The organism is Marinobacter sp. HL-58, from assembly GCF_001314605.1.
Taxonomy (GTDB): domain Bacteria; phylum Pseudomonadota; class Gammaproteobacteria; order Pseudomonadales; family Oleiphilaceae; genus Marinobacter.
This window is the reverse complement of record NZ_LIHP01000010.1, coordinates 38,564-58,500: the sequence shown is the minus strand read 5'-3', so window position 1 is coordinate 58,500 and position 19,937 is coordinate 38,564. Positions and strand designations below refer to the sequence as shown.

Annotated in this window: 24 protein-coding genes; 12 read left to right on the top strand and 12 right to left on the bottom strand. The window is 58.5% G+C overall.

The features are described from left to right. Positions 1-81: 81 nt before the first annotated feature. The 11 genes from mgtE to HLUCCO03_RS07460 form a co-directional block, all read right to left on the bottom strand. The gene (gene mgtE / locus HLUCCO03_RS07510; protein WP_027832689.1) at positions 82-1,443 is read right to left on the bottom strand and encodes a magnesium transporter; all 1,362 of its coding nucleotides are present in this window, start codon (positions 1,441-1,443) and stop codon (positions 82-84) included. A 106-nt stretch (positions 1,444-1,549) separates the two neighbouring features. Next, entirely contained in the window at positions 1,550-1,819 is a 270-nt protein-coding gene (locus HLUCCO03_RS07505) for an HPr family phosphocarrier protein (protein WP_027832688.1), read from the bottom strand. A 7-nt stretch (positions 1,820-1,826) separates the two neighbouring features. Then, a complete protein-coding gene (gene rapZ / locus HLUCCO03_RS07500; protein WP_027832687.1) occupies positions 1,827-2,708 on the bottom strand; it encodes an RNase adapter RapZ in 882 nt (293 codons plus the stop codon). 28 nt (positions 2,709-2,736) lie between these two features. Then, entirely contained in the window at positions 2,737-3,207 is a 471-nt protein-coding gene (gene ptsN / locus HLUCCO03_RS07495) for a PTS IIA-like nitrogen regulatory protein PtsN (RefSeq protein ID WP_027832686.1), read from the bottom strand. Positions 3,208-3,291: 84 nt separating this feature from the next. Continuing rightward, complete coding sequence (hpf, locus tag HLUCCO03_RS07490; protein WP_007155319.1) at positions 3,292-3,600, bottom strand: ribosome hibernation promoting factor; 309 nt, start codon at positions 3,598-3,600, stop codon at positions 3,292-3,294. 26 nt (positions 3,601-3,626) lie between these two features. Continuing rightward, positions 3,627-5,156: an RNA polymerase factor sigma-54 gene (locus HLUCCO03_RS07485; protein WP_036198208.1), complete on the bottom strand. Its 1,530-nt coding sequence runs from the start codon at positions 5,154-5,156 to the stop codon at positions 3,627-3,629. Positions 5,157-5,277: 121 nt separating this feature from the next. Next, complete coding sequence (lptB, locus tag HLUCCO03_RS07480) at positions 5,278-6,003, bottom strand: LPS export ABC transporter ATP-binding protein (protein ID WP_027832684.1); 726 nt, start codon at positions 6,001-6,003, stop codon at positions 5,278-5,280. Beyond that, positions 5,981-6,511 (bottom strand): lipopolysaccharide transport periplasmic protein LptA, encoded by a 531-nt coding sequence (gene lptA / locus HLUCCO03_RS07475; protein WP_027832683.1) that lies wholly within the window; start codon positions 6,509-6,511, stop codon positions 5,981-5,983. Before lptA ends, lptB begins: the two co-directional genes overlap by 23 nt. A 43-nt stretch (positions 6,512-6,554) precedes the next feature. Continuing rightward, entirely contained in the window at positions 6,555-7,145 is a 591-nt protein-coding gene (gene lptC, locus HLUCCO03_RS07470; protein ID WP_027832682.1) for an LPS export ABC transporter periplasmic protein LptC, read from the bottom strand. Then, positions 7,145-7,702 (bottom strand): HAD family hydrolase, encoded by a 558-nt coding sequence (locus HLUCCO03_RS07465; RefSeq protein ID WP_155940035.1) that lies wholly within the window; start codon positions 7,700-7,702, stop codon positions 7,145-7,147. The genes lptC and HLUCCO03_RS07465 overlap by 1 nt, the downstream gene beginning before the upstream one ends. A 23-nt stretch (positions 7,703-7,725) precedes the next feature. After that, positions 7,726-8,706: a KpsF/GutQ family sugar-phosphate isomerase gene (locus HLUCCO03_RS07460; protein ID WP_027832680.1), complete on the bottom strand. Its 981-nt coding sequence runs from the start codon at positions 8,704-8,706 to the stop codon at positions 7,726-7,728. Positions 8,707-8,949: 243 nt separating this feature from the next. On the opposite strand from HLUCCO03_RS07460, the gene HLUCCO03_RS07455 reads away from it, so the two are divergent. The 11 genes from HLUCCO03_RS07455 (at position 8,950) to HLUCCO03_RS07405 (ending at position 17,934) form a co-directional block, all read left to right on the top strand. After that, on the top strand, positions 8,950-9,774 hold the full coding sequence (locus tag HLUCCO03_RS07455) for an ABC transporter ATP-binding protein (protein ID WP_027832679.1): 825 nt from the start codon (positions 8,950-8,952) through the stop codon (positions 9,772-9,774). Then, positions 9,761-10,546, top strand: coding sequence for a lipid asymmetry maintenance ABC transporter permease subunit MlaE (gene mlaE / locus HLUCCO03_RS07450; RefSeq protein ID WP_036197623.1), 786 nt, complete (start codon positions 9,761-9,763; stop codon positions 10,544-10,546). The genes HLUCCO03_RS07455 and mlaE overlap by 14 nt, the downstream gene beginning before the upstream one ends. 38 nt (positions 10,547-10,584) lie before the next feature. Further along, a complete protein-coding gene (gene mlaD, locus HLUCCO03_RS07445; protein ID WP_027832677.1) occupies positions 10,585-11,034 on the top strand; it encodes an outer membrane lipid asymmetry maintenance protein MlaD in 450 nt (149 codons plus the stop codon). A gap of 31 nt (positions 11,035-11,065) precedes the next feature. After that, positions 11,066-11,719 (top strand): phospholipid-binding protein MlaC, encoded by a 654-nt coding sequence (locus tag HLUCCO03_RS07440; protein WP_027832676.1) that lies wholly within the window; start codon positions 11,066-11,068, stop codon positions 11,717-11,719. Then, positions 11,716-12,069: an STAS domain-containing protein gene (locus tag HLUCCO03_RS07435; protein WP_051603900.1), complete on the top strand. Its 354-nt coding sequence runs from the start codon at positions 11,716-11,718 to the stop codon at positions 12,067-12,069. Before HLUCCO03_RS07440 ends, HLUCCO03_RS07435 begins: the two co-directional genes overlap by 4 nt. 60 nt (positions 12,070-12,129) lie before the next feature. Continuing rightward, positions 12,130-12,372 carry a BolA/IbaG family iron-sulfur metabolism protein gene (locus tag HLUCCO03_RS07430; protein WP_027832675.1) on the top strand — a complete coding sequence of 81 codons (243 nt, stop codon included), beginning with the start codon at positions 12,130-12,132 and terminating at the stop codon, positions 12,370-12,372. 29 nt (positions 12,373-12,401) lie between these two features. Continuing rightward, positions 12,402-13,664 (top strand): UDP-N-acetylglucosamine 1-carboxyvinyltransferase, encoded by a 1,263-nt coding sequence (gene murA, locus HLUCCO03_RS07425; protein WP_027832674.1) that lies wholly within the window; start codon positions 12,402-12,404, stop codon positions 13,662-13,664. A gap of 22 nt (positions 13,665-13,686) precedes the next feature. Then, the gene (gene hisG / locus HLUCCO03_RS07420) at positions 13,687-14,337 is read left to right on the top strand and encodes an ATP phosphoribosyltransferase (RefSeq protein WP_027832673.1); all 651 of its coding nucleotides are present in this window, start codon (positions 13,687-13,689) and stop codon (positions 14,335-14,337) included. Positions 14,338-14,529: 192 nt separating this feature from the next. After that, on the top strand, positions 14,530-15,837 hold the full coding sequence (gene hisD / locus HLUCCO03_RS07415; protein WP_027832672.1) for a histidinol dehydrogenase: 1,308 nt from the start codon (positions 14,530-14,532) through the stop codon (positions 15,835-15,837). Positions 15,838-16,125: 288 nt separating this feature from the next. After that, positions 16,126-17,181: a histidinol-phosphate transaminase gene (gene hisC, locus HLUCCO03_RS07410; protein WP_027832671.1), complete on the top strand. Its 1,056-nt coding sequence runs from the start codon at positions 16,126-16,128 to the stop codon at positions 17,179-17,181. A 9-nt stretch (positions 17,182-17,190) separates the two neighbouring features. Beyond that, positions 17,191-17,934: a Nif3-like dinuclear metal center hexameric protein gene (locus tag HLUCCO03_RS07405; protein WP_027832670.1), complete on the top strand. Its 744-nt coding sequence runs from the start codon at positions 17,191-17,193 to the stop codon at positions 17,932-17,934. A 13-nt stretch (positions 17,935-17,947) separates the two neighbouring features. Here the strand turns inward: HLUCCO03_RS07405 and HLUCCO03_RS07400 are convergent, their stop codons facing one another. Next, on the bottom strand, positions 17,948-18,388 hold the full coding sequence (locus tag HLUCCO03_RS07400; RefSeq protein ID WP_027832669.1) for a YhcB family protein: 441 nt from the start codon (positions 18,386-18,388) through the stop codon (positions 17,948-17,950). Between the two features lie 324 nt (positions 18,389-18,712). On the opposite strand from HLUCCO03_RS07400, the gene zapE reads away from it, so the two are divergent. Next, a complete protein-coding gene (gene zapE, locus HLUCCO03_RS07395) occupies positions 18,713-19,810 on the top strand; it encodes a cell division protein ZapE (protein ID WP_197025727.1) in 1,098 nt (365 codons plus the stop codon). The last annotated feature ends 127 nt before the right edge of the window (positions 19,811-19,937 follow it).

Below are 19,937 nucleotides of genomic sequence, written 5' to 3'. Positions count from 1 at the left end.
GCTTCGCCTAATCCGACCTACATTAAATTAAGTGGCCGACCCGTAGGTCGGACTAGCCGAAGGCGTAATCCGACAGACCTGTCATCCATAAAATATCGTAGCCAGGCCAAGAAACGCCATAAATCCGACCACATCTGTCACCGTCGTCAGTATAACGCTCCCCGCCAGCGCAGGATCAATGTTCCGGGATTTCAGGAACAGTGGCAACACGGTGCCCACCAGCGCGGCGGCAATCAGGTTGATAATGAGCGCCGCGGCTATAATGGCCCCGATCATTATATCCTTGAACCACAGTGTCGCGGCGGAGGCCACCACCACTGCCCAGAGCAGACCATTCAGGGCGCCTGCCACAAATTCACGGTTCAGCAGCCAGCCCACGTTGGCGCCGCTGATCTGCCCGACGGCCATGCCGCGAATGACCAGGGTCAGGGTCTGGCTGCCGGCGATACCGCCCATGGAAGCCACGATAGGCATCAGCACGGCCAGCGCCACCACTTTCTCGATGGTGGCTTCAAAGAGGCCGATCACCGCGGAGGCGGTAAAGGCAGTAATCAGGTTGATACCCAGCCAGACAGCCCGGCGCCGGGTGGTCTTGAAAATGGGGGCAAAGGTATCCTCATCTTCATCCAGGCCAGCCATGCTCATAAGGGAGTGGTCGGCGTCCTCACGAATAACGTCAACCACGTCATCGATGGTGATGCGGCCGAGGAGCCTGCCTTCCTCGTTGACCACCGGTGCCGAAATCAGGTCGTAGCGCTCGAACAGGGTGGCCACCTTGGCGTCGGACAGGGCAACCGGTATCGGCTCGATATCCGTGTCCATCACCTCCCGTACGGTCGCCGCGGGATTCGACACCAGCATTTTGGTAATTGGCAGCATGCCGATGAATTCATCCCGCCGGCTCACCACGATCAGGCTGTCCGTCATGGGTGGCAGGTTGCGGTGACGGCGCAGGTAGCGCAGGACCACATCGATACTGATATCCGGGCGCACCGTGATGGTGTCCGTGTTCATCAGGCCGCCGGCGGTGTCCTCCGGGTAGGAGAGCACTTCTTCAACCCGCTGGCGGTCCTGTTCATCCATGGTATCCAGGACTTCCTGGATTACCGTATCCGGCAGCTGTTGCAGCAAGTCGGCAAGGTCGTCCGACTCGAAATCCTCAATGATGTCCGCGAGTTCCTGGGCATTCAGCTGGCTCAGGAAATAGCCCCGAATATCATCATTGAGGTACTGGAGGACTTCGCCTTCCAGTTGTTTGTCGACCAGGTTCCAGAGTAACGCCCGCTGACGGGGAGGCGAGGATTCCAGCAGGTGCGCGATATCGCTGGGGCTCAGGCCGCCATTGAGAATGCGGGCGACCTGTTTCAGGGCGCCACTGTCCAGCGCTTCGCTCAGGGAGCGAAGGCGTTGGCGAGCCTGGCTTTTCTCCAGAATATCGGTCATGGATCACCCACAGTCAGAAAACTCTTGTATTATAGCGGAGTTAGGTGCCACCGGTGAGAAAGAGTTATAGGTGAATGTCGTAGAAGGGCTGCCCCCGGGCCGACAGTTACTCGCCTTCGCCGAAATAATTGTTGATCAGCTCGACCAGCGCTTCAATGGCCTCGGCTTCATCAGGCCCGTCTGCTATCAGTTCTACCTCTGTACCCTGGCTGGCGGCCAGCATCATCACAGGCATGATGCTTTTCGCATCCACCTTGCGGTCGTTACGGCTGATATGCACGCTGCTCTCGAATTCCGAAGCCGTGGCAACCAATTTGGCCGCGGCCCGGGCGTGAAGGCCGAGCTTGTTGATGATGGTGATGGGGCGGCGAATCATAAAAGGTTCAGCCTTCCCGGCTCTGCAGGTGCGGCAGTTCGGTGTGACGTACCTGTACGTTGGTGTATTTCCCCGAGAAGTGCCGGCCTAGCTGTTCGCAGATATAGACCGAACGATGCTGGCCCCCGGTGCAGCCGATGGAAATGGTCATGTAGCTGCGGTTGCTGTCGGCAAAAGAGGGCAGCCAGGTTTCCAGGAAATGGGTCAGGTCGTCCACCATTTTCCGGCTCAGCGGTTCTTTCTCCAGAAAGTCGATGACCGGCTGGTCGGTTCCCACAAACTGGCGCAGGCTGGTATCCCAGTAGGGATTGGGCAGGCAGCGCACGTCGAATACGTAATCCGAGTCCAGTGGCACGCCGTGTTTGAAGCCGAAGGACTGGAAAAGCAATGCCAGTTCCTGATGACGCCTGCCGGCCACACGCTGCTTGACCATGTCCCGCAGCTCGTACATGGACAGCCCGGTGGTGTCGATATAAAGATCCGCCAGTTTCGACAGGGGCTCCAGCAGTTTTTTCTCGTTGCCGATGGCCTCGCGCAGTGAGGTCTTGTCGTCACTCAGGGGGTGCTTGCGCCGTGTGGCGTGGAACCGCTGCAGCAGGGACTGTTCATCAGCATCCAGGTAAATGATCTCGACGGTGACGCCGGTGTCCTGGAGGCTGCGGTAGATATCCTCAAAATTGCTGAGCTCACCGGAAAGATTGCGGGCGTCGATACTCACCGCCATTTTGCCCAGCCGGCCCGGTGAATTCTGGGTGGTGGCTTCCCGGGTCAGTGGAAACAGCAGCCCGATGGGCAGATTGTCAATGCAATAGAAACCCAGATCTTCCAGCACGTGCAGGGCCGTACTTTTGCCGGAACCTGACCGGCCGCTGACGATAATCAGTTTCATAGCCCTTTCACCTCGAATCCGGAGTAATTCAGCTTCCCTCGGTCGTCATCCGGCGATAGAGAGAGTCCGCGTCGGTACATTGGCGGAGCTGGTCGCAGAATGCCCTTTCGTTGAACTTTTCGGCCAGCTGGCTCAGCAGTTCAAGGTGTTCACTGGTCGCCTCTTTTGGAACAATCAGGGCAAAGACCAGGTCAACCGGCTGGTTGTCGATGGCATCGAAGGCCACGCCTTCTTCCAGGGTCAGCAATACCCCCACAACATGGTCCAGCCCTTCCAGGCGGCAGTGCGGAATGGCGATGCCCTGGCCAATGCCCGTGCTCCCCAGGCGCTCCCGGGCAACCAGATTATTGAAAATGTCGGTATCGCTGAGCGACGGATCGTGTTCATGGATCTGCTCGGCGATGGTTTCCATAACCCGCTTCTTGCTGGAAGCCGGCACCCTGCATAGGGTCAGCTCCGGCGCGAGAATGTTCTCGATAGTCAGGGATGTGTCGGTCATGAATCGACTGCAGTTCCGTAAAAAAAGGCTGCGGCACGTAATGGGCCGCAGCACGATTAACTTATACGCAGGGAGCGGGTTGTCCTAGCGGGCACCGTTTCCATGCATCCGGTCAACGTTCTTTTCCTTGTGCTTCAGGATCTGCCTGTCCAGCTTGTCCACCAGAGCGTCAATGGCGGCATACATATCGCTGTTTTCGGCCTTTGCGTGAATCTCACCACCTATCACGTGTAGCGTAGCTTCCGCCATCTGGCGAACTTTTTCCACCTCCAGGGTGACCTGGCAGTTGCTGATGTGGTCAAAATGGCGCTCGAGCTTTTCGAACTTGCCGGATACGTAATCTTTCAGCGCGGGGGTCAGTTCTACGTGATGGCCTGAAATATTGAGTTGCATAGGCTGCTCCTGTTATCGGATGTGTACTACACCAATCGCTTTCGCTCGTTGGACGGGGGAATGTGCATTGCCTCACGGTACTTGGCCACGGTTCTTCTCGCCACCTTGATACCCTGTTCTCCTAGCATGGCTGCAATTTTACTATCGCTCAATGGCTTTTTCGGTGTTTCCGCTGCGATCAGCTTTTTGATCATGGCCCGGATTGCCGTCGAGGAGCATTCTCCGCCTTCGTCCGTGCTGACGTGGCTCGAGAAGAAATACTTCAGCTCAAAAATGCCGCGCGGCGTGTGCATGTATTTCTGGGTGGTCACCCGGGAAATGGTCGATTCATGCATTTCCACCGCCTGGGCAATGTCCGACAGGATCAGCGGCTTCATGTGTTCCTCGCCATGATCCAGAAACCCCTGCTGGTGCTCGACAATGCGCGTGGCCACCTTGAGCAGGGTCTCGTTACGGCTTTGCAGGCTTTTGATAAACCACTTGGCTTCCTGCAGCTGGTCTCTGAGGTAAGTGTTATCGGCACTGCTGTCGGCGCGTTTGATAAGTGAAGCATAGCTGGCATTCACGCGAATGCGCGGTGCAATTTCCGGATTCAGCTCCACCCGCCAGCGTTCATTATGCTTGCGCACGATCACATCCGGGATCACATAGTCAGGCTCGGCCTGGTCAAGGGTGTCGCCCGGGCGCGGGTTCAGGCCGGTGATCAGGGCCAGAACATCCCGCAACTGGTCTTCCTTGAGGCGACTGCGCCGCAGCAGTTGTGCGTAATCGCGATTGCCCAGCAGGTTGATGTAGTGGGTAATCACCAGCCGTGCCTGGGCCAGCCAGGGAGTGTCCGGTGGCAACTGGTTGAGCTGGATCAGCAGGCATTCCTGCAGGTCCCGGGCAAAAACACCGGGCGGATCAAAATGCTGCAGGCGGTGCAGAACCGCTTCCACTTCATCCAGCTCCAGCGGGTCTTCATCCGACTCATCCATCATTCCGGAATGGATTTCGTCGAGGGGAGAGGTCAGATACCCGTGATTGTCCACCGCATCCATCAGCGCGTGGGCGATGGCCTGGTCGCGCTCGCTCAGGGGCGTCAGGTTCAGTTGCCACTCCAGATGATCGTGCAGCGTTTCCGTGGGGGAGTTGCGGGTTTCAAAATCGTTGTCGTTTTCGTCGTCGTTACGGGCCGACGAAGCGGGTGCGGACTGGTAAATGTCGTCCCAGGCGGTGTCCACCGGAAGATCATCGGGGATGGTGTCGGGGCTGTCGATTTCCGAGGACCAGTCGGGCCCGTTTTCAGACTCATCCCAGTCCGGGGAGGATTCCGTGGTGGTAGCCGGCTCGTCCGCCTGTGAGGCTTCCGCTGCGTCGTTGTTGTCGCTGTCTGCGGATTCCGGGTTCTGGTTATCGTCGTCTTCCGAGGTTTCCAGCATGGGATTGGATTCCAGTGCCTGCTGGATTTCCTGCTGGAGATCGAGGGTAGAGAGCTGCAGAAGCCTGATAGCCTGTTGCAGCTGGGGCGTCATGGTCAGGCTTTGACCCAGCTTTAACTGTAATGAGGCTTTCATAACCATGGCTCAGAATCCGTCACTCGGTCTCTCTCGGGCTCTTTATCGGGAGTTGGGGTTGCACAAAAACTCTTTGTATGCTGGTTACTTGCCTTGCCAAGCAAGTTCTTTGCCGAGTGTACTACAGGCGAAATTCATTGCCTAGATACACTTCCTTGACCTGCTGGTTGGCAAGGATCTCGTCCGAGCTGCCGGAAGCGATGATATGGCCTCCGCTGACTATATAGGCGTTCTCACAGATGTCGAGAGTTTCACGCACATTGTGATCGGTGATCAGTACACCAATACCTTTGTCCCGCAGGTGGCGGATAATCTGCTTGATATCACTCACCGAGATCGGGTCCACCCCGGCAAAGGGCTCATCCAGAAGAATGAATGCCGGCTCCATGGCAAGGGCCCGGGCAATTTCCACCCGTCGGCGTTCGCCGCCGGACAAGGCCATGCCGAGGCTGTCACGGATGTGGGTGATGTGGAATTCTGTCAGCAGCTCTTCCAGTTTGGCATTCCGGTCGCTGCGGTTGAGCTCGCGGCGGGTTTCCAGGATGGCCATGATGTTGTCGCGAACCGTCAGTTTGCGAAAAACAGAGGCTTCCTGGGGCAGATAACCGATGCCTTTGCGGGCACGGCCATGCATCGGCAGCGGTGTAATGTCCTGGTTGTCGATGGTGATCCGGCCGTTATCGGCAGGCACCAGCCCAACGATCATGTAGAAGCAGGTGGTCTTGCCGGCGCCATTGGGGCCCAGAAGCCCGACAATCTCGCCGCTGCGGATCTCCAGGGAAACGTCGATGACGACCTTCTTCTGCTTGTAGCTTTTTGCCAGGTTACTGGCTCTGAGAACTGCCATCGGTATCCTGTCTGTCTGATTTTTTGCGTGGCTGTATGACCATTTCGACACGGCCACTGCCTTCATCCTGATCAGCGGCTCCTTCTGCAGTGACAACGCGTTCGACACTGTCGTAGTGGATTACGTCACCGCGGAACAGGTTGCCGTCCTGCTCGATCACCGCCTCGCGCTCAAAGGTGACGCGATTTTCCGAGGCGGACCAGGTGATATTGAGGGCGCGGGCATCGGTTTCACCCTGTCCCTCTGTGGCCGGCTGTCGGTAATGGGCGGGCTGCCCCGTCGCTTCGATGCGGCTGACGCCCTCCTCATCCCGGTAGAGTACTACCTTGTCAGCGGTCAGGTTTGTCTGGCCCTGGGTCATTTCCACGGAGCCGGTGTAGGTGGCGACGCCCTTGCCGTCGTCCAGCCGTGCGCTGTCGGCATTGACCCGGATGGGGTCATCCGATTCCGGGTCAAACGCCAGCGCCGCCGGCGTCACCAGGGCCAGGCACAAGGCGGCCAGTGCCATCGGTTTCGCAGAAAGCCGGCAAGGCCTGACGCGGGGAAACAAGTTATTGGCCAGGCTCATAGCGTCCTTCCACCTGAGAGTCGAGTTCAAGAATCCGGTCATCAATCCAGGCCTTCATGCCTGTAGCCGTGGTCAGGCTGACGGCATCCTCCAGTTCCACCGGCTCGTCCGTATAGACGGTACGATCACGGTTGTTTACGGTCAGTGCCGTTGTTGTCAGTGTCAGCGGGCGCCCGCTTTCGGCTTCCCGGACGACCTTTACATCCCCGGTCAGGTGGACCAGGTCGTCGGCTTCAAGGAAGCGTCCCCTGGAGGCCTGCACCTGCCACGGAGGGCCTCCCTCGTCGCCATACAATATCGCCCGGGGCGAGTCCATAACGGTTTCATCGCTGGACTCGAACTGTTCAATCCTCGGGCTTCGGAAACGCGTGGTCAGCCGCCCGGTTTCGTCGTAGGACAGGTAATGCCCGTTAACCACAAAGCCGTCGGGCTCTGACTCGCCTCGTAATGAAGCGGCGTCTGTTGGCTCCGATGGCTCGTCACTTTGCCAGAGCAGAAAGATCAGCGCCACTATCGCGCCTGCCAGGCCCAGGGTTCGTAACCAGGGTCGATCAAGCAGGAGCAGGGCCCGCATCAGTTCTGCTCCAGGTACGGTTGCAGGCTGGCATCAAGCTGCCCGCAGGCGTTCAGCAGCAGCTCACAGGCCTCCCTGACGGCGCCGTTGCCGCCTTTGGCCCGGGTGCAGAGATCCGCGTGCTGGCGTACCAGCCAGTAGCCGTTGGGAACGGTAATCCCCAGCCCGGCATAGCGAATGGCCGGCAGGTCCGGCAGATCATCTCCCATGTAGGCGATCTGCCGTGGAGCCAGGCCGAGCTGGCCGGCCAGTTCCGCAAGAGCCACCTTTTTGTCTTCCCGGCCCTGCATAAGATGAGGGATGCCCAGGTCATTCATGCGCTTCGCCGTCAGGGGGGAGCTGCGGCCGGTAATGACTGCAACCTCGATCCCGGCTGCCATCACCTGTTTGATGCCCAGGCCGTCAAGGATATTGAAGCCTTTCACTTCGTCCCCGGCGGCACTGAAAAACAGTTTGCCGTCGGTCATGATGCCGTCGACATCCAGAGCCAGCAGGCGAATGTTGGCGGCTTTTTCCAGAATGTCTGCCGGCCACTGCGGGCGCTGATGGTCGGCCATCGGATCACTCATCAGATCGCTCATCAGATCACACCGGCCCGCAGCAGATCGTGCATGTTGATGGCGCCGGTGAGCTTGCCTTCGCGGTTGATCACCGGCAGGGCGTTGATTTTCAACTCCTCCATCATGTTAAGGGCTTCCGCTGCCAGCTGATGATCGTGAATGACGCGCCCGTTGCGGGTCATCACCTCGGCGATGGGGGTGTTGTGTATATCCACGGAGCGGTCCAGTGTCCGGCGCAGGTCGCCGTCGGTGAAGACCCCGACGAGATCCCCCGCTTCGTTGATAACCGTGGTCATGCCCAGCCCCTTGCGGGAAATCTCCAGCAGGGCGGTGCTGAGCGTCGTATCTTCCTGCACATGGGGGATGCGCTCACCAGTGTGCATGATGTCGCTGACGCGCAGGAGCAGCCTGCGGCCGAGGCTGCCACCCGGATGGGAGAGGGCAAAATCCTCGGCGCTGAAGCCCCGGGCCTCAAGCAGGGCGACCGCCAGTGCATCGCCCATGACCAGGGTCGCGGTGGTGCTGGAGGTGGGTGCCAGCCCCAGGGGGCAGGCTTCCAGGGCCACACTGACATCCAGGTTGGCCACGGCCTCCCGTGCCAGGGTGGAGTTGTGGTTGCCGGTCATGCTGATCAACGGGGCGCCCATGCGTTTGATCAGCGGCAGGATCGTCAGCACCTCACTGGTGTTGCCGCTGTTGGAAATGCCCAGTACCACGTCCTGGCTGGTAATCATTCCCAGGTCACCATGGCTGGCTTCGCCGGGGTGCACGAAAAAGGCCGGTGTGCCGGTGCTGGCCAGGGTAGCGGCGATCTTGTTGCCGATGTGGCCGGATTTGCCCATGCCGGTGACCACCACCCGGCCCTTGCAGGCCATAATGACCTCGCAGGCGCGAACGAAGTGGTCGTCTATTCTCCCGGTGAGCGCATGAATGGCCTCGCGCTCAATCTCGATGGCCCGCAGGGCGGATTCTCTGAACTTGTGGCTGATCTCGGTGTTCATCTGGCATCCGGTTCGGAAATGTTAATGCTTTTCATCGTGGCGAGAGTATATCACTTCAAGGGCTTTTGCTGTCTTCATGACAAGACCTTCAGCAAAAGTGATCATTGACATCAATTCATTTTGCGAAGGATGGATTGAGGTTGGCGGCAGGTTGGCATAATGTAGCGCACTGTTTTGACCGCTTCAGACACTTATTGAAAACAGGCCCGGCGACAGCCGGACGGCCCGTTGATGGAAACCGGTATGGACACATCCCCCTACATTGAACTCAGAGACGTGGTTTTCACCCGCGGGGATCGCCGTATCTTCGATGGTGTCAGCCTGAACATTCCCCGGGGCAAGATTACCGCCATCATGGGCCCCAGTGGCACCGGCAAGACAACCCTGCTGAGACTGATCGGCGGCCAGCTGCGGCCGGATTCCGGCACCATTACCGTGGCCGGTGAGAATGTGCCACGGCTCAAGCGCAAGGCCCTTTACCGCCTGCGGGAGAAAATGGGCATGCTGTTCCAGAGCGGCGCCCTGTTTACCGATCTCAGCGTGTTCGAGAATGTGGCTTTCCCGTTGCGTGTGCACACGTCCCTGCCGGAAGACATGATCCGGGATATTGTGCTGATGAAGCTGGAAGCGGTCGGCCTGCGTGGTGCCCGGGAGCTGATGCCCGCGGAGTTGTCCGGAGGGATGACCCGCCGGGTTGCCCTGGCCCGTGCCATCGCCCTGGACCCGGAACTGATCATGTACGATGAGCCCTTCACCGGCCAGGATCCGATCGCCATGGGGGTGCTGATCAAGCTGATCCGTGACCTCAACAGTTCCATGGGCCTGACCAGTGTGATGGTTTCCCACGATGTCCAGGAATCCCTCAGCATCTGCCACTATGCCTGCATTATCGCAGACGGCCAGGTGATCGGTGACGGCAAGCCGGAGGAACTCAAGGCGCACCCGTCGGAGCGTGTCCAGCAGTTTCTGCACGGCCATCCCGATGGCCCCGTGCCATTCCATTATCCCGCGGCCGATGCCGGGCGGGACTGGGGGATTGCCGGGAGGGCCGCTGATGGTAACGGATAAGCTGGCGGCGTTTGGCCGCCTCGGGCTCGATATTATTGCCTCGCTGGGTCGTTCGGGCCGCTTCCTGGCAGGCGTTCTGGGCGGGGTATCAAAGCCGTCCGTGGCTTTCCCCCTGCTGCTGAAGCAGCTGTATTCCATCGGTGTGCTGTCGCTGGCGATTATCGTGGTTTCAGGGCTGTTCATCGGTATGGTGCTGGGGCTGCAGGGCTATACCATCCTCAGCGATTACGGCTCGGAAGCGGCCATTGGCCAGATGATTGCGCTGACACTTGTGCGTGAACTGGGCCCCGTAGTGACGGCCCTGTTGTTTGCCGGCCGGGCCGGCTCCGCCCTGACCGCCGAAATCGGGCTGATGAAAACCACCGAACAGCTCTCCAGCATGGAAATGATGGGGGTGGACCCGCTCCGCCGCGTTATTGCACCCAGGCTCTGGGCCGGTTTCATCGCCGTTCCGGTGCTGGCCGCCGTGTTCTCGGTGGTCGGAATCTGGGGTGGCATGCTGGTGGGTGTGGAATGGCTCGGGGTTTTCGAGGGCTCATTCTGGGGCAACATGCAGTCGTCGGTGAGTTTTACCAACGATGTGCTCAATGGCGTTATCAAGAGTGTGGTGTTCGGCTTCGTCTGTACCTGGATTGCGGTCTACCAGGGATATGACTGCGTGCCTACCTCCGCGGGCATCAGCTCCGCCACCACCAAGACCGTGGTCTACTCCTCGCTGGCAGTGCTGGGACTGGATTTTGTGCTCACCGCCGTCATGTTTGGCGACTTCTGATCGCGGTATACTGAAACATCTGGACACAGGGGGCCGTCATGGCACAGAGAACAACAGAAGTCATTGTAGGGCTGTTCATGATTGCCGGTATCGCGGCGCTGATGTTTCTGGCGCTGCAGGTCAGCGGGCTGACACCCAAGGCACCGGAGAGCTCCTATACGCTTTACGCCAACTTCAACGATGCCGGGGGGCTGACGCCCCGTGCCAAGGTATCCATGGCCGGAGTGACCGTAGGTGAAATCAGGGAGATCAGCCTGGACAAGGAAACCTTCCAGGCACGGGTGGTCATTGATGTGAACAGGAGCGTGGACAATATACCCGCCGACAGCTCCGCAGTAATACGTACATCCGGCCTGCTTGGTGAACAGTACATTGATATTTCGGTGGGCGGCGATATGGAATCCCTGGCAGACGGGGACACCTTTTACTCCACCCAATCCGCCATGAATCTTGAGCGAATGATATCCAACTTTGCCTCCGGGCAGTAAAACGAAAGCAAGTGGTTTACAGGAGACAACCATGGTTCTGATAACACGCAGCCTGCTGCTCGTTACCTTGTTGATGGCGGCACTGACACTGCCGGCCCATGCCAGCCAGGAGGATGATCTGCGCCAGTACGTGGACGAGAACACACAGCGGCTGGTGGACAAGCTCCACGATGAGAAAGGCCTGTATGAAGAAGACCCGCAGGCGTTTTACAAGAGCATGGACGACGAGCTGAAAGACTTCGTGGATTTCCGCAGGATTGCCGCCAGGGTGATGGGGCGCTATGCCCGGCAGACCTCTGTGGAGCAGCGTGATGAATTTGTGGAGAAGTTCAAGCGCAGCCTGTTTGACAGTTACGCCCAGGCCCTGGTCAGTGCAGACGACTTCACCATTGAAGTGAAGGACGCCACCATCAATCCGAATAACGACAAGCGTGCGTCGGTCCGCATGGAAGTCGCCAGCGCGTCGGGCAACCGGTACCCGGTCACTTACTCCATGTATCAGACGGACGACGGTCGCTGGTTGATGGAAAACGTGATTGTTGAGGGCATTAACATCGGTCTGGCATTCCGCGATCGCTTTAGCCAGGAAATGGAGAAGAATGGCGGCGAAATCCAGTCGGTGATTGATGGCTGGGGTGACGCTGTTGAGTCCCTGAACCTGGAAGATGAAGTCGACAAATCATGACCCGGGAGCAGGCAACCCTGACCCTCGATGACAACAGGTTGACCGTCAGCGGCGAGATTGATCCGCTGACGGTGGTTGCGCTCAGAAGGCAGGGTGAGTCGCTTATTCTGGGCAGCAAGGCGGATCTGGTGGTGGATCTCAGCGCAATGACAACCGCCCACAGCGTTGTGCTTTCCCTTCTGCTTTGCTGGCAGCGCCTGGCGCAGGGCCGCAGCCAGGCTCTTCATTTTACCGGTGTCGGTGATCGGTTGGGCTCCCTGGCAGCGCTGAGCGGCCTGGATGACCAGTTGCCAGGCTTCCCGTCGCCGGCGCCCTCGCAGCCGGCTGGTGAAAACCAGCGCCAGAGCTGACCCGGACGCCATAATTGGTTACAATCTCGCCCCTGATTCAAAAACGCCCGAGGATTATTTATGGAAGCCACTGAAGTTGCCGAACTGGTAAAAGAGGCACTGCCTGACTGCGAAGTTCAGGTGCAGGTGGATGGCAATCATTACCTCGTCGTTGTAGTGGGTGATATTTTTGAAGGGTTGCCGACCATCAAGCGGCAGCAGCTGATCAACAAGGCGCTTTTCCAGCACATTCTCGACGGCACCATTCACGCCCTGCACCCGAAAGCCTTTACTCCGGCTGAATGGGCCGCGCGCCAGGGCTGATATATGCCCGCAAACAACAGGAACTAATTGTGGATAAACTTCTGATCAGGGGCCGCAAGCCTCTTGACGGCGAAATCCGGATTTCCGGCGCCAAGAACGCCGCGCTCCCGATTCTGGCAGCGACACTGCTGGCGGATGAGCCGGTTACCGTGGGCAACCTGCCGCACCTGAACGATATCACCACCATGATCGAGCTGCTTGGCCGCATGGGCGTGGAGCTGATGATCGACGAGAAAATGAGCGTTGAAGTCCACGCCAACACCATCAAGCAGTTCCACGCGCCCTATGAACTGGTAAAAACCATGCGTGCCTCAATTCTGGTACTGGGGCCCCTGGTGGCCCACTTCGGCGAGGCGGAAGTGTCATTGCCCGGTGGTTGTGCCATTGGCAGCCGGCCGGTGAACCTGCACATCCATGGTCTGGAGATGATGGGGGCCGAGGTCAAGGTCGAGAACGGCTATATCAAGGCGAAAACCAATGGCCGCCTCAAGGGCGCCCATATTTTCCTGGATACCGTTACGGTCACCGGTACCGAAAACCTGATGATGGCAGCTGCGCTGGCGGACGGGAAAACCATCCTTGAAAACGCGGCGCGGGAGCCGGAAGTGGTGGACCTGGCGGAGTGCCTGATTGCCATGGGTGCCGACATCAAGGGCCACGGTTCTGCCACCATCGAAATCAATGGTGTTGAGCGGCTGCACGGGTGCCACTACGACGTGCTGCCGGATCGTGTGGAAACCGGTACTTATCTGGTCGCCGCCGCTGCAACCCGCGGCCGGGTCAAGCTCAAGGATACCCGCGAGGACCTGCTGGAGGCCGTTCTGCTGAAACTGGAAGAGGCAGGCGCTCATATTGAGACCGGCAAGGACTGGATTTCCCTGGACATGAAAGGCAACCAGCCCAGGGCGGTCAGTTTGCGCACGGCGCCGTACCCGGCGTTCCCGACCGACATGCAGGCCCAGTTTGCGGCCATGAATGCAGTGGCTGAGGGCACGGGTACCATCGTGGAGACGGTCTTCGAAAACCGCTTCATGCACCTGCAGGAACTGATCCGGATGGGCGCGGACATCACCCTGGAAGGCAATGCGGCCATTATCAAGGGTGTCGATCACCTGACCGGAGCGCCGGTTATGGCAACAGATCTGCGGGCGTCCGCAAGCCTTGTCATCGCCGGGCTGGTGGCTGATGGCGATACCATCGTGGATCGCATCTACCATATCGACCGCGGCTACGAGTGCATCGAAGAAAAACTGCAGTTGCTGGGCGCAAGTATTCGCCGCCTGCCAGCCTGAACCCATTGAACCGGAAGGACGCATGACCGACTCCATCACCATCGCGCTGTCGAAGGGACGTATCCTCGACGAGACTCTGCCGCTGCTGAAAGAAGCGGGTATCGAGCTGGTCGACGATGTAAAGAAGTCCCGGAAGCTGGTGTTTCCCACCACGGATCCGAATGTACGTGTACTGATTCTCCGTGCAACGGATGTCCCCACCTATGTTCAGTATGGTGGCGCGGATCTGGGGGTGACTGGCAAGGATGTGCTGATGGAGCATGGTGGCGAGGGGCTTTATGAGCCGCTGGATCTGAATATTTCCCGGTGTCGGTTGATGACCGCCGGCAAGAAAGACACCCAGGCTCCGGAAGGTCGCCTGCGTGTAGCCACCAAGTTTGTGAATCTGGCGCGTCGTTACTACTCCGCCCAGGGGCGGCAGGCAGATATCATCAAGTTGTACGGTGCTATGGAGCTTGCGCCGATCCTGGGTCTTGCCGACGAGATTGTCGACATCGTGGATACGGGTAATACCCTGAAGGCGAATGGTCTTGAGGCTCGCGAGTTGATCGAGAATATTAGTTCTCGTCTTGTGGTCAATCGGGCCTCCATGAAGATGAAACATGCCGGTATTAATCCCATAATTGAGAAAATGGCAGCCGCCGTTGAAAAACGCCGGCGGGCTTCGGAGTAAGAATGGCTCAGGAAGGGCTTTCCAAAACACGCTCCTTCGGCACATCCATGTGACGCTTGGACTCCGCCATCCATGGCTCCGTACAGTTTTGGAAAGCCCTTCCCGAGCCGTTCCCGAATATTTTCCGTGTCTTCAGGTCAGTAAAACGTTTTAAACCGCGGATTAAATTCTCCGCACAGCAGGAAAGATGAAATGACTGATATCAGCATCAGACGATTGAACGCTTCCCAAAGTAATTTTGATAGCGAGCTGGCCAAACTGCTGGCCTGGGACGACAGTGTTGATCATCAGGTGAATGAGTCCGTCCGCCATATCCTGCATCAGGTGAAAACCCGCGGCGACGCAGCGGTTCTGGAATTTACCGAGAAGTTTGACCGCCTGAAGGTCGGTTCCGTTGCCGAGCTGGAGATGGGGCAGGGTCGACTGCAAGAAGCACTGGAGGCGATTCCTCAGGACCAGCGTATTGCGCTTGAGAAAGCTGCGGAGCGGGTTCGCGATTATCATGAACGCCAGAACCAGAAATCCTGGCAGTACGAGGACGACGACGGCACGGTGCTGGGGCAGAAGGTGACGCCGCTGGACCGGGCCGGGCTTTATGTGCCCGGTGGCAAGGCGGCCTATCCATCCTCCGTATTGATGAACGCCATTCCGGCAAAAGTCGCCGGGGTGGGCGAGGTGATTATGGTGGTTCCCACGCCGGACGGTGTGGTGAACGATATGGTACTGGCGTCCGCCGCGATTGCGGGTGTGGACCGGGTGTTCTGTGTGGGTGGTGCCCAGGCTGTCGGAGCTCTGGCGTATGGCACGGAGACCATTCCGGCCGTTGATAAAATAGTTGGCCCCGGCAATATTTTTGTTGCCACCGCCAAGCGCGAGGTGTTCGGTACCGTTGGCATCGACATGATCGCAGGGCCTTCGGAAATCCTGGTGATCTGCGACGGCAAGACCGATCCGGACTGGATTGCCATGGATCTGTTTTCCCAGGCTGAGCATGACGAGCAGGCCCAGTCGATTCTGATCAGCCCCGATGCCGGGTTCCTGGATGCTGTTGAAGAGAGCATAAACAGGCTGCTCCCGACCATGGAGCGAGCGGAGATTATTGCCACCTCCATGACCGATCGTGCTGCACTGATTCAAGTGGCGGATCTGTCCGAGGCTGTGAGGGTTTCCAACCGCATTGCGCCGGAGCACCTGGAGCTTTCTGTGGAAGATCCGGAGAGTCTGGTTGAAGAGATTCGTCATGCAGGTGCCATTTTCATGGGCCGGTACACGGCCGAGGCGCTGGGTGACTACTGTGCCGGGCCTAACCACGTGTTGCCGACGTCCGGCACTGCCCGTTTTTCCTCGCCGCTGGGGGTTTATGACTTCCAGAAGCGGTCCTCCATTATCGGGTTTTCCGCGGCCGGCGCGGACCGGATGGGCCGGGTGGCTTCGGTGCTGGCCCGTGGTGAGGGGCTTACGGCCCATGCCCGATCAGCGGAGTACCGGATTAAAGAGTAGGAGTAGGTCGGATTAGGCGAAGCCGTAATCCGACAGGCAGGTTTCGCCCAAAAGCGCTGGTCTGGACCTGGTTTGTACACTGGTTGGTTTGTCGGATTACGGCCCGTTGGGCCTAATCCGACCTACGTTGTCAGTGAGAGTCAGCACGCAAGTTTGTCAGGGCGGCGGGCCTACCCTCCCGGGAATGTAATTGGCCATGGATGGCCAATTCCAAGCGCACATGGATGTGCTTGTAGCGTTTCCCGGGAGGGTAGGCCCGCCGCCCGTCTCCACGGAGTAGCCATCAAGATGAGTAAATACTGGAGCCCATTGGTCAAGAAACTGACCCCCTATGTACCGGGGGAGCAGCCCAAAATGGCCAATCTGGTGAAGCTGAATACCAATGAGAACCCGTTCGGCCCCTCGCCGAAGGTGGTTGAGGCTATTACCGCTGAGCTCAATGACAACCTGCGTCTCTATCCGGACCCTGAAGGGGAGGCGCTCAAGAGCACCATTGCCGGGTACTATGGCGTCAAGAGTGACCAGGTTTTCCTCGGCAACGGATCCGACGAAGTGCTGGCGCATATATTCTATGGCCTGTTCCAGCACGGTGAGCCGGTTCTCTATCCGGATATCACCTATAGCTTCTACCCGGTGTATTGCGGCCTCTACAACATCGAAGGCAAGACCGTACCGCTGAACGACAGCTTCGAAATTGATCCGGACGACTACAAACAGCCCAACGGCGGCATCATATTCCCCAATCCCAATGCCCCCACCGGCTGTTACCTGGCCCTGGACAAGGTGGAAGCCATTGTGGCCGCCAACCCGGACCGTGTTGTAGTGGTGGATGAGGCCTACGTGGATTTCGGTGGTGAGAGCGCCATAACACTGGTGGAAAAATACCCCAACCTGCTGGTCAGCCAGACCCTCTCCAAGGCACGCTCCCTGGCCGGTCTGCGGGTCGGCTTTGCCGTGGGCGGCGCCGAACTGATCGAGGCCCTGAACCGGGTCAAGAACAGCTTCAACTCCTATCCCCTGGATCGCCTTGCCCTGGCAGGCGCCATTGCCGCATTTGAGGATGACGACTGGTTCCGCGCCACCTGCGAGGGGGTCATTGGTGAGCGGGACTGGGTCACCGCAAAGCTCGAAGCCCTGGGTTTCGAGGTTCTGCCGTCGAAGGCCAACTTCGTTTTTGCCCGTCATCCTGACCATGCCGGTGAAACCCTGGCAAAAGGACTGCGGAAACAGGGCGTGATCGTGCGCCATTTCAACAAGCCCCGGATTTCCGATTTCCTGCGTATCACCACCGGCACGGCGGATCAAAACAAACGATTGGTCGAATGCCTCCAATCACTGGTGTAAGGAGAACCCATGGCCTCGCGCAACGAGATCCTTCGCACTCTGAATGAATGGCTCGCCCCGGAGAACTTCCAGGACTATTGTCCCAACGGACTTCAGGTTGAGGGCACTGAAGACGTGGGCACCATTATCAGCGGTGTAACGGCATCAAAGGCGTTGATTGATGCGGCGATTGATGCCGGTGCCGACATGATTCTGGTGCATCACGGGTACTTCTGGAAAGGCGAGGACCAGGCCATTCGCGGCATGAAACGCGAGCGGATCAAAAGCCTGCTGGACCACGGTATCAACCTTGTGGCTTACCATCTGCCCCTGGACGATCATCCGGACTATGGTAACAATCGCCAGTTGGCGGATGTGCTGGGCATTCGGAACCCCCGGCCATTGGGTGGCCTGGTATGGCAGGGTGAGCTGCAGGCTCCCGTGTCGCCAGAGGCCTTCGCGCAGTTGATTGGTCGTTGTCTTGATCGGGCGCCACTGCGGGTGGGGGAAGGACCCTCGCAGATATCACAGGTTGGCTGGTGCACCGGTGCCGCCCAGGGTTTTATCGGCAAGGCTCTGGACGCGGGGCTCGATGCCTATATCAGTGGTGAGATTTCAGAGCCCACCACGCACACGGCCCGGGAGTGCGGCATTCACTACTACGCCGCCGGGCATCACGCCACGGAACGTTACGGGGTCCAGGCCCTGGGGCAGGCCCTTGAGAAAGTGTTCGGGGTCAGCCACAGGTTTATTGACTGCGACAACCCCGTTTAATGGCCGGAAACCTTCAGGCTTTTTGCTCTTTCTTCTCGGCCAGCCCGAAGTCCTCGGCCAGTGTGCCTTTCTCCTTCGGGTCGCTTTTGGGCGCATAGTCCCGGGGTGGTTCTGCATCTCCACTCTCTCCGGAGCCTTCCAGGCGCGCCCGTGCGTTTTCTTTTTCCAGTTCAAGCAGCCAGTCTTCGTCATTGCACAGGCGATTGGCGCCGCGGGCCATGTGCTGGTTCACATCGCGGTAGGTGTCGTTGAAACGGCGCAGCAGGTGGGCAGATTCCATAAAGTGCTCGTTAACCTGTGCCTGATAGCGGGTGTACTCGTTTCTCAGTTCTTCAATCTGCTGTTCAGCCCGGCGCTGCCGCAAGGTGGAGCCCTGACCGGAGCGGCCAACCAGTACCCCGATGACAATGCCAACAATCAATGCGGCGATAGCTGCCAGAATCAGGTTTGTCATAAGCTGTGTCGTCCTTTTGATGAGTCTGCCATGCCGGTGCGGTGGTGACGCCGGCCGGTGCTGAATGCGCCAGATCCGCTGGCTGTTATTGATATGGTTAGTGGTCCCTTTACAGAGTATAACGCCCGAAAGCGTCTGCGCCCACGAATGACGCGTGCGCCAATCGTCGTATTGCGTCGTATCTCTGGGCCCCCGTCACTGTCCCCGGCTCGCCGGGCGGTTCCGGGACATGGCGAAAAAAGCCAAAATCGGCCACAATACGCCGCCGTTATGAATGACCATACTTCGGGAAACGCTTTAATGACACCCCAAAAGTGCATCCATATGACCCCATGGGAACGATATCAGCAGGACCTGGAGCGGCCGGAATTCCAGCATGACCCGGCCCAGGAAGATGCCGTGCGCCGTTTGCAGTCACTGTACGACAAACTGGTGGCGGCGGAAAGGGAGCGGGAGAAACCGATGGTCAAGCTCCGGCTCAAACTGAAGAAGGGCCGGGAAGATCCGGTAAAGGGGCTGTTCTTCTGGGGCGGCGTTGGCCGCGGCAAGACGTACCTCATGGATACCTTTTATGAGTCCCTGCCGTTTGAGCGAAAGATGCGGGTGCATTTCCACCGCTTCATGCAGCGGGTGCACAAAGAACTGAAAAGCCTGAAAGGCGAGAAGAATCCACTGGAACTGGTTGCAAAACAGTTTGCCGACGAAACCCGGGTTATCTGTTTCGACGAGTTTTTTGTGTCGGATATCGGCGATGCCATGATCCTGGCCACCCTTATGGACGGTCTGTTCAGCCGTGGTGTCACCCTGGTATGTACATCCAATATTGTTCCGGACGGACTTTACAAGGACGGACTGCAGCGCGCTCGGTTCCTGCCTGCCATTGACCTGGTCAAGAAGCACACCGATGTGGTGAATGTGGACGGCGGTGTGGACTATCGCCTCAGAACCCTGGAACAGGCGGAACTCTACCACTACCCCCTGGATGACGATGCCGACAAGAGCCTTCAGCAAAGCTACGACAGCCTGGCGCTTGAAGCCGGCAGCCACAGCCTCGAGCTGGAGATCAATGGCCGCAAACTCACCGCCATCAGTCACGCCGATGACGTGGTGTGGTTCGACTTCAAAACCCTGTGTGACGGCCCCAGGAGCCAGAACGATTACATCGAACTGGCCCGTGAATTCCACGCCGTCATCATCAGTAACGTGCCCGTACTGGGTAAGGACAAGGACGACCAGGCCCGTCGGTTCATCAACATGGTTGACGAATTTTACGACCGCAACGTGAAGGTCATCATCTCCGCGGAAGCCGCCATCACCGATCTTTACGCCGGTGGACGGCTTGGATTCGAGTTTGAGCGTACCGAATCGCGGTTGCTGGAGATGCAGTCCCGGGAGTATCTCGAGGCGCCTCACAAAGCCTGATGGAAGTCGGATTACGCTTCGCTAATCCGACCTACGAAAACAGCCAGCGCCTGACACCAAACCTGACATCAAACCGTAGGTCGGATTAGGCGAAGCCGTAATCCGACAACCAACCAACTTCAAACCA

What these genes read in the sequence shown, in the direction of transcription:
- HLUCCO03_RS07460 (WP_027832680.1), bottom strand. Translation starts at nt 8,706, where the DNA reads ATGAACACCGAGATCAGCCACAAGTTCAGAGAATCCGCCCTGCGGGCC.
- lptC (WP_027832682.1), bottom strand. Translation starts at nt 7,145, where the DNA reads ATGCGGGCCCTGCTCCTGCTTGATCGACCCTGGTTACGAACCCTGGGC.
- HLUCCO03_RS07400 (WP_027832669.1), bottom strand. Translation starts at nt 18,388, where the DNA reads ATGACAAACCTGATTCTGGCAGCTATCGCCGCATTGATTGTTGGCATT.
- HLUCCO03_RS07440 (WP_027832676.1), top strand. Translation starts at nt 11,066, where the DNA reads ATGGTTCTGATAACACGCAGCCTGCTGCTCGTTACCTTGTTGATGGCG.
- mlaE (WP_036197623.1), top strand. Translation starts at nt 9,761, where the DNA reads ATGGTAACGGATAAGCTGGCGGCGTTTGGCCGCCTCGGGCTCGATATT.
- ptsN (WP_027832686.1), bottom strand. Translation starts at nt 3,207, where the DNA reads ATGACCGACACATCCCTGACTATCGAGAACATTCTCGCGCCGGAGCTG.
- HLUCCO03_RS07435 (WP_051603900.1), top strand. Translation starts at nt 11,716, where the DNA reads ATGACCCGGGAGCAGGCAACCCTGACCCTCGATGACAACAGGTTGACC.
- hpf (WP_007155319.1), bottom strand. Translation starts at nt 3,600, where the DNA reads ATGCAACTCAATATTTCAGGCCATCACGTAGAACTGACCCCCGCGCTG.
- rapZ (WP_027832687.1), bottom strand. Translation starts at nt 2,708, where the DNA reads ATGAAACTGATTATCGTCAGCGGCCGGTCAGGTTCCGGCAAAAGTACG.
- hisC (WP_027832671.1), top strand. Translation starts at nt 16,126, where the DNA reads ATGAGTAAATACTGGAGCCCATTGGTCAAGAAACTGACCCCCTATGTA.
- HLUCCO03_RS07485 (WP_036198208.1), bottom strand. Translation starts at nt 5,156, where the DNA reads ATGAAAGCCTCATTACAGTTAAAGCTGGGTCAAAGCCTGACCATGACG.
- HLUCCO03_RS07455 (WP_027832679.1), top strand. Translation starts at nt 8,950, where the DNA reads ATGGACACATCCCCCTACATTGAACTCAGAGACGTGGTTTTCACCCGC.
- hisD (WP_027832672.1), top strand. Translation starts at nt 14,530, where the DNA reads ATGACTGATATCAGCATCAGACGATTGAACGCTTCCCAAAGTAATTTT.
- HLUCCO03_RS07430 (WP_027832675.1), top strand. Translation starts at nt 12,130, where the DNA reads ATGGAAGCCACTGAAGTTGCCGAACTGGTAAAAGAGGCACTGCCTGAC.
- zapE (WP_197025727.1), top strand. Translation starts at nt 18,713, where the DNA reads ATGACCCCATGGGAACGATATCAGCAGGACCTGGAGCGGCCGGAATTC.
- lptB (WP_027832684.1), bottom strand. Translation starts at nt 6,003, where the DNA reads ATGGCAGTTCTCAGAGCCAGTAACCTGGCAAAAAGCTACAAGCAGAAG.
- mlaD (WP_027832677.1), top strand. Translation starts at nt 10,585, where the DNA reads ATGGCACAGAGAACAACAGAAGTCATTGTAGGGCTGTTCATGATTGCC.
- HLUCCO03_RS07505 (WP_027832688.1), bottom strand. Translation starts at nt 1,819, where the DNA reads ATGATTCGCCGCCCCATCACCATCATCAACAAGCTCGGCCTTCACGCC.
- hisG (WP_027832673.1), top strand. Translation starts at nt 13,687, where the DNA reads ATGACCGACTCCATCACCATCGCGCTGTCGAAGGGACGTATCCTCGAC.
- lptA (WP_027832683.1), bottom strand. Translation starts at nt 6,511, where the DNA reads ATGGCACTGGCCGCCTTGTGCCTGGCCCTGGTGACGCCGGCGGCGCTG.
- HLUCCO03_RS07465 (WP_155940035.1), bottom strand. Translation starts at nt 7,702, where the DNA reads ATGGCCGACCATCAGCGCCCGCAGTGGCCGGCAGACATTCTGGAAAAA.
- HLUCCO03_RS07405 (WP_027832670.1), top strand. Translation starts at nt 17,191, where the DNA reads ATGGCCTCGCGCAACGAGATCCTTCGCACTCTGAATGAATGGCTCGCC.
- mgtE (WP_027832689.1), bottom strand. Translation starts at nt 1,443, where the DNA reads ATGACCGATATTCTGGAGAAAAGCCAGGCTCGCCAACGCCTTCGCTCC.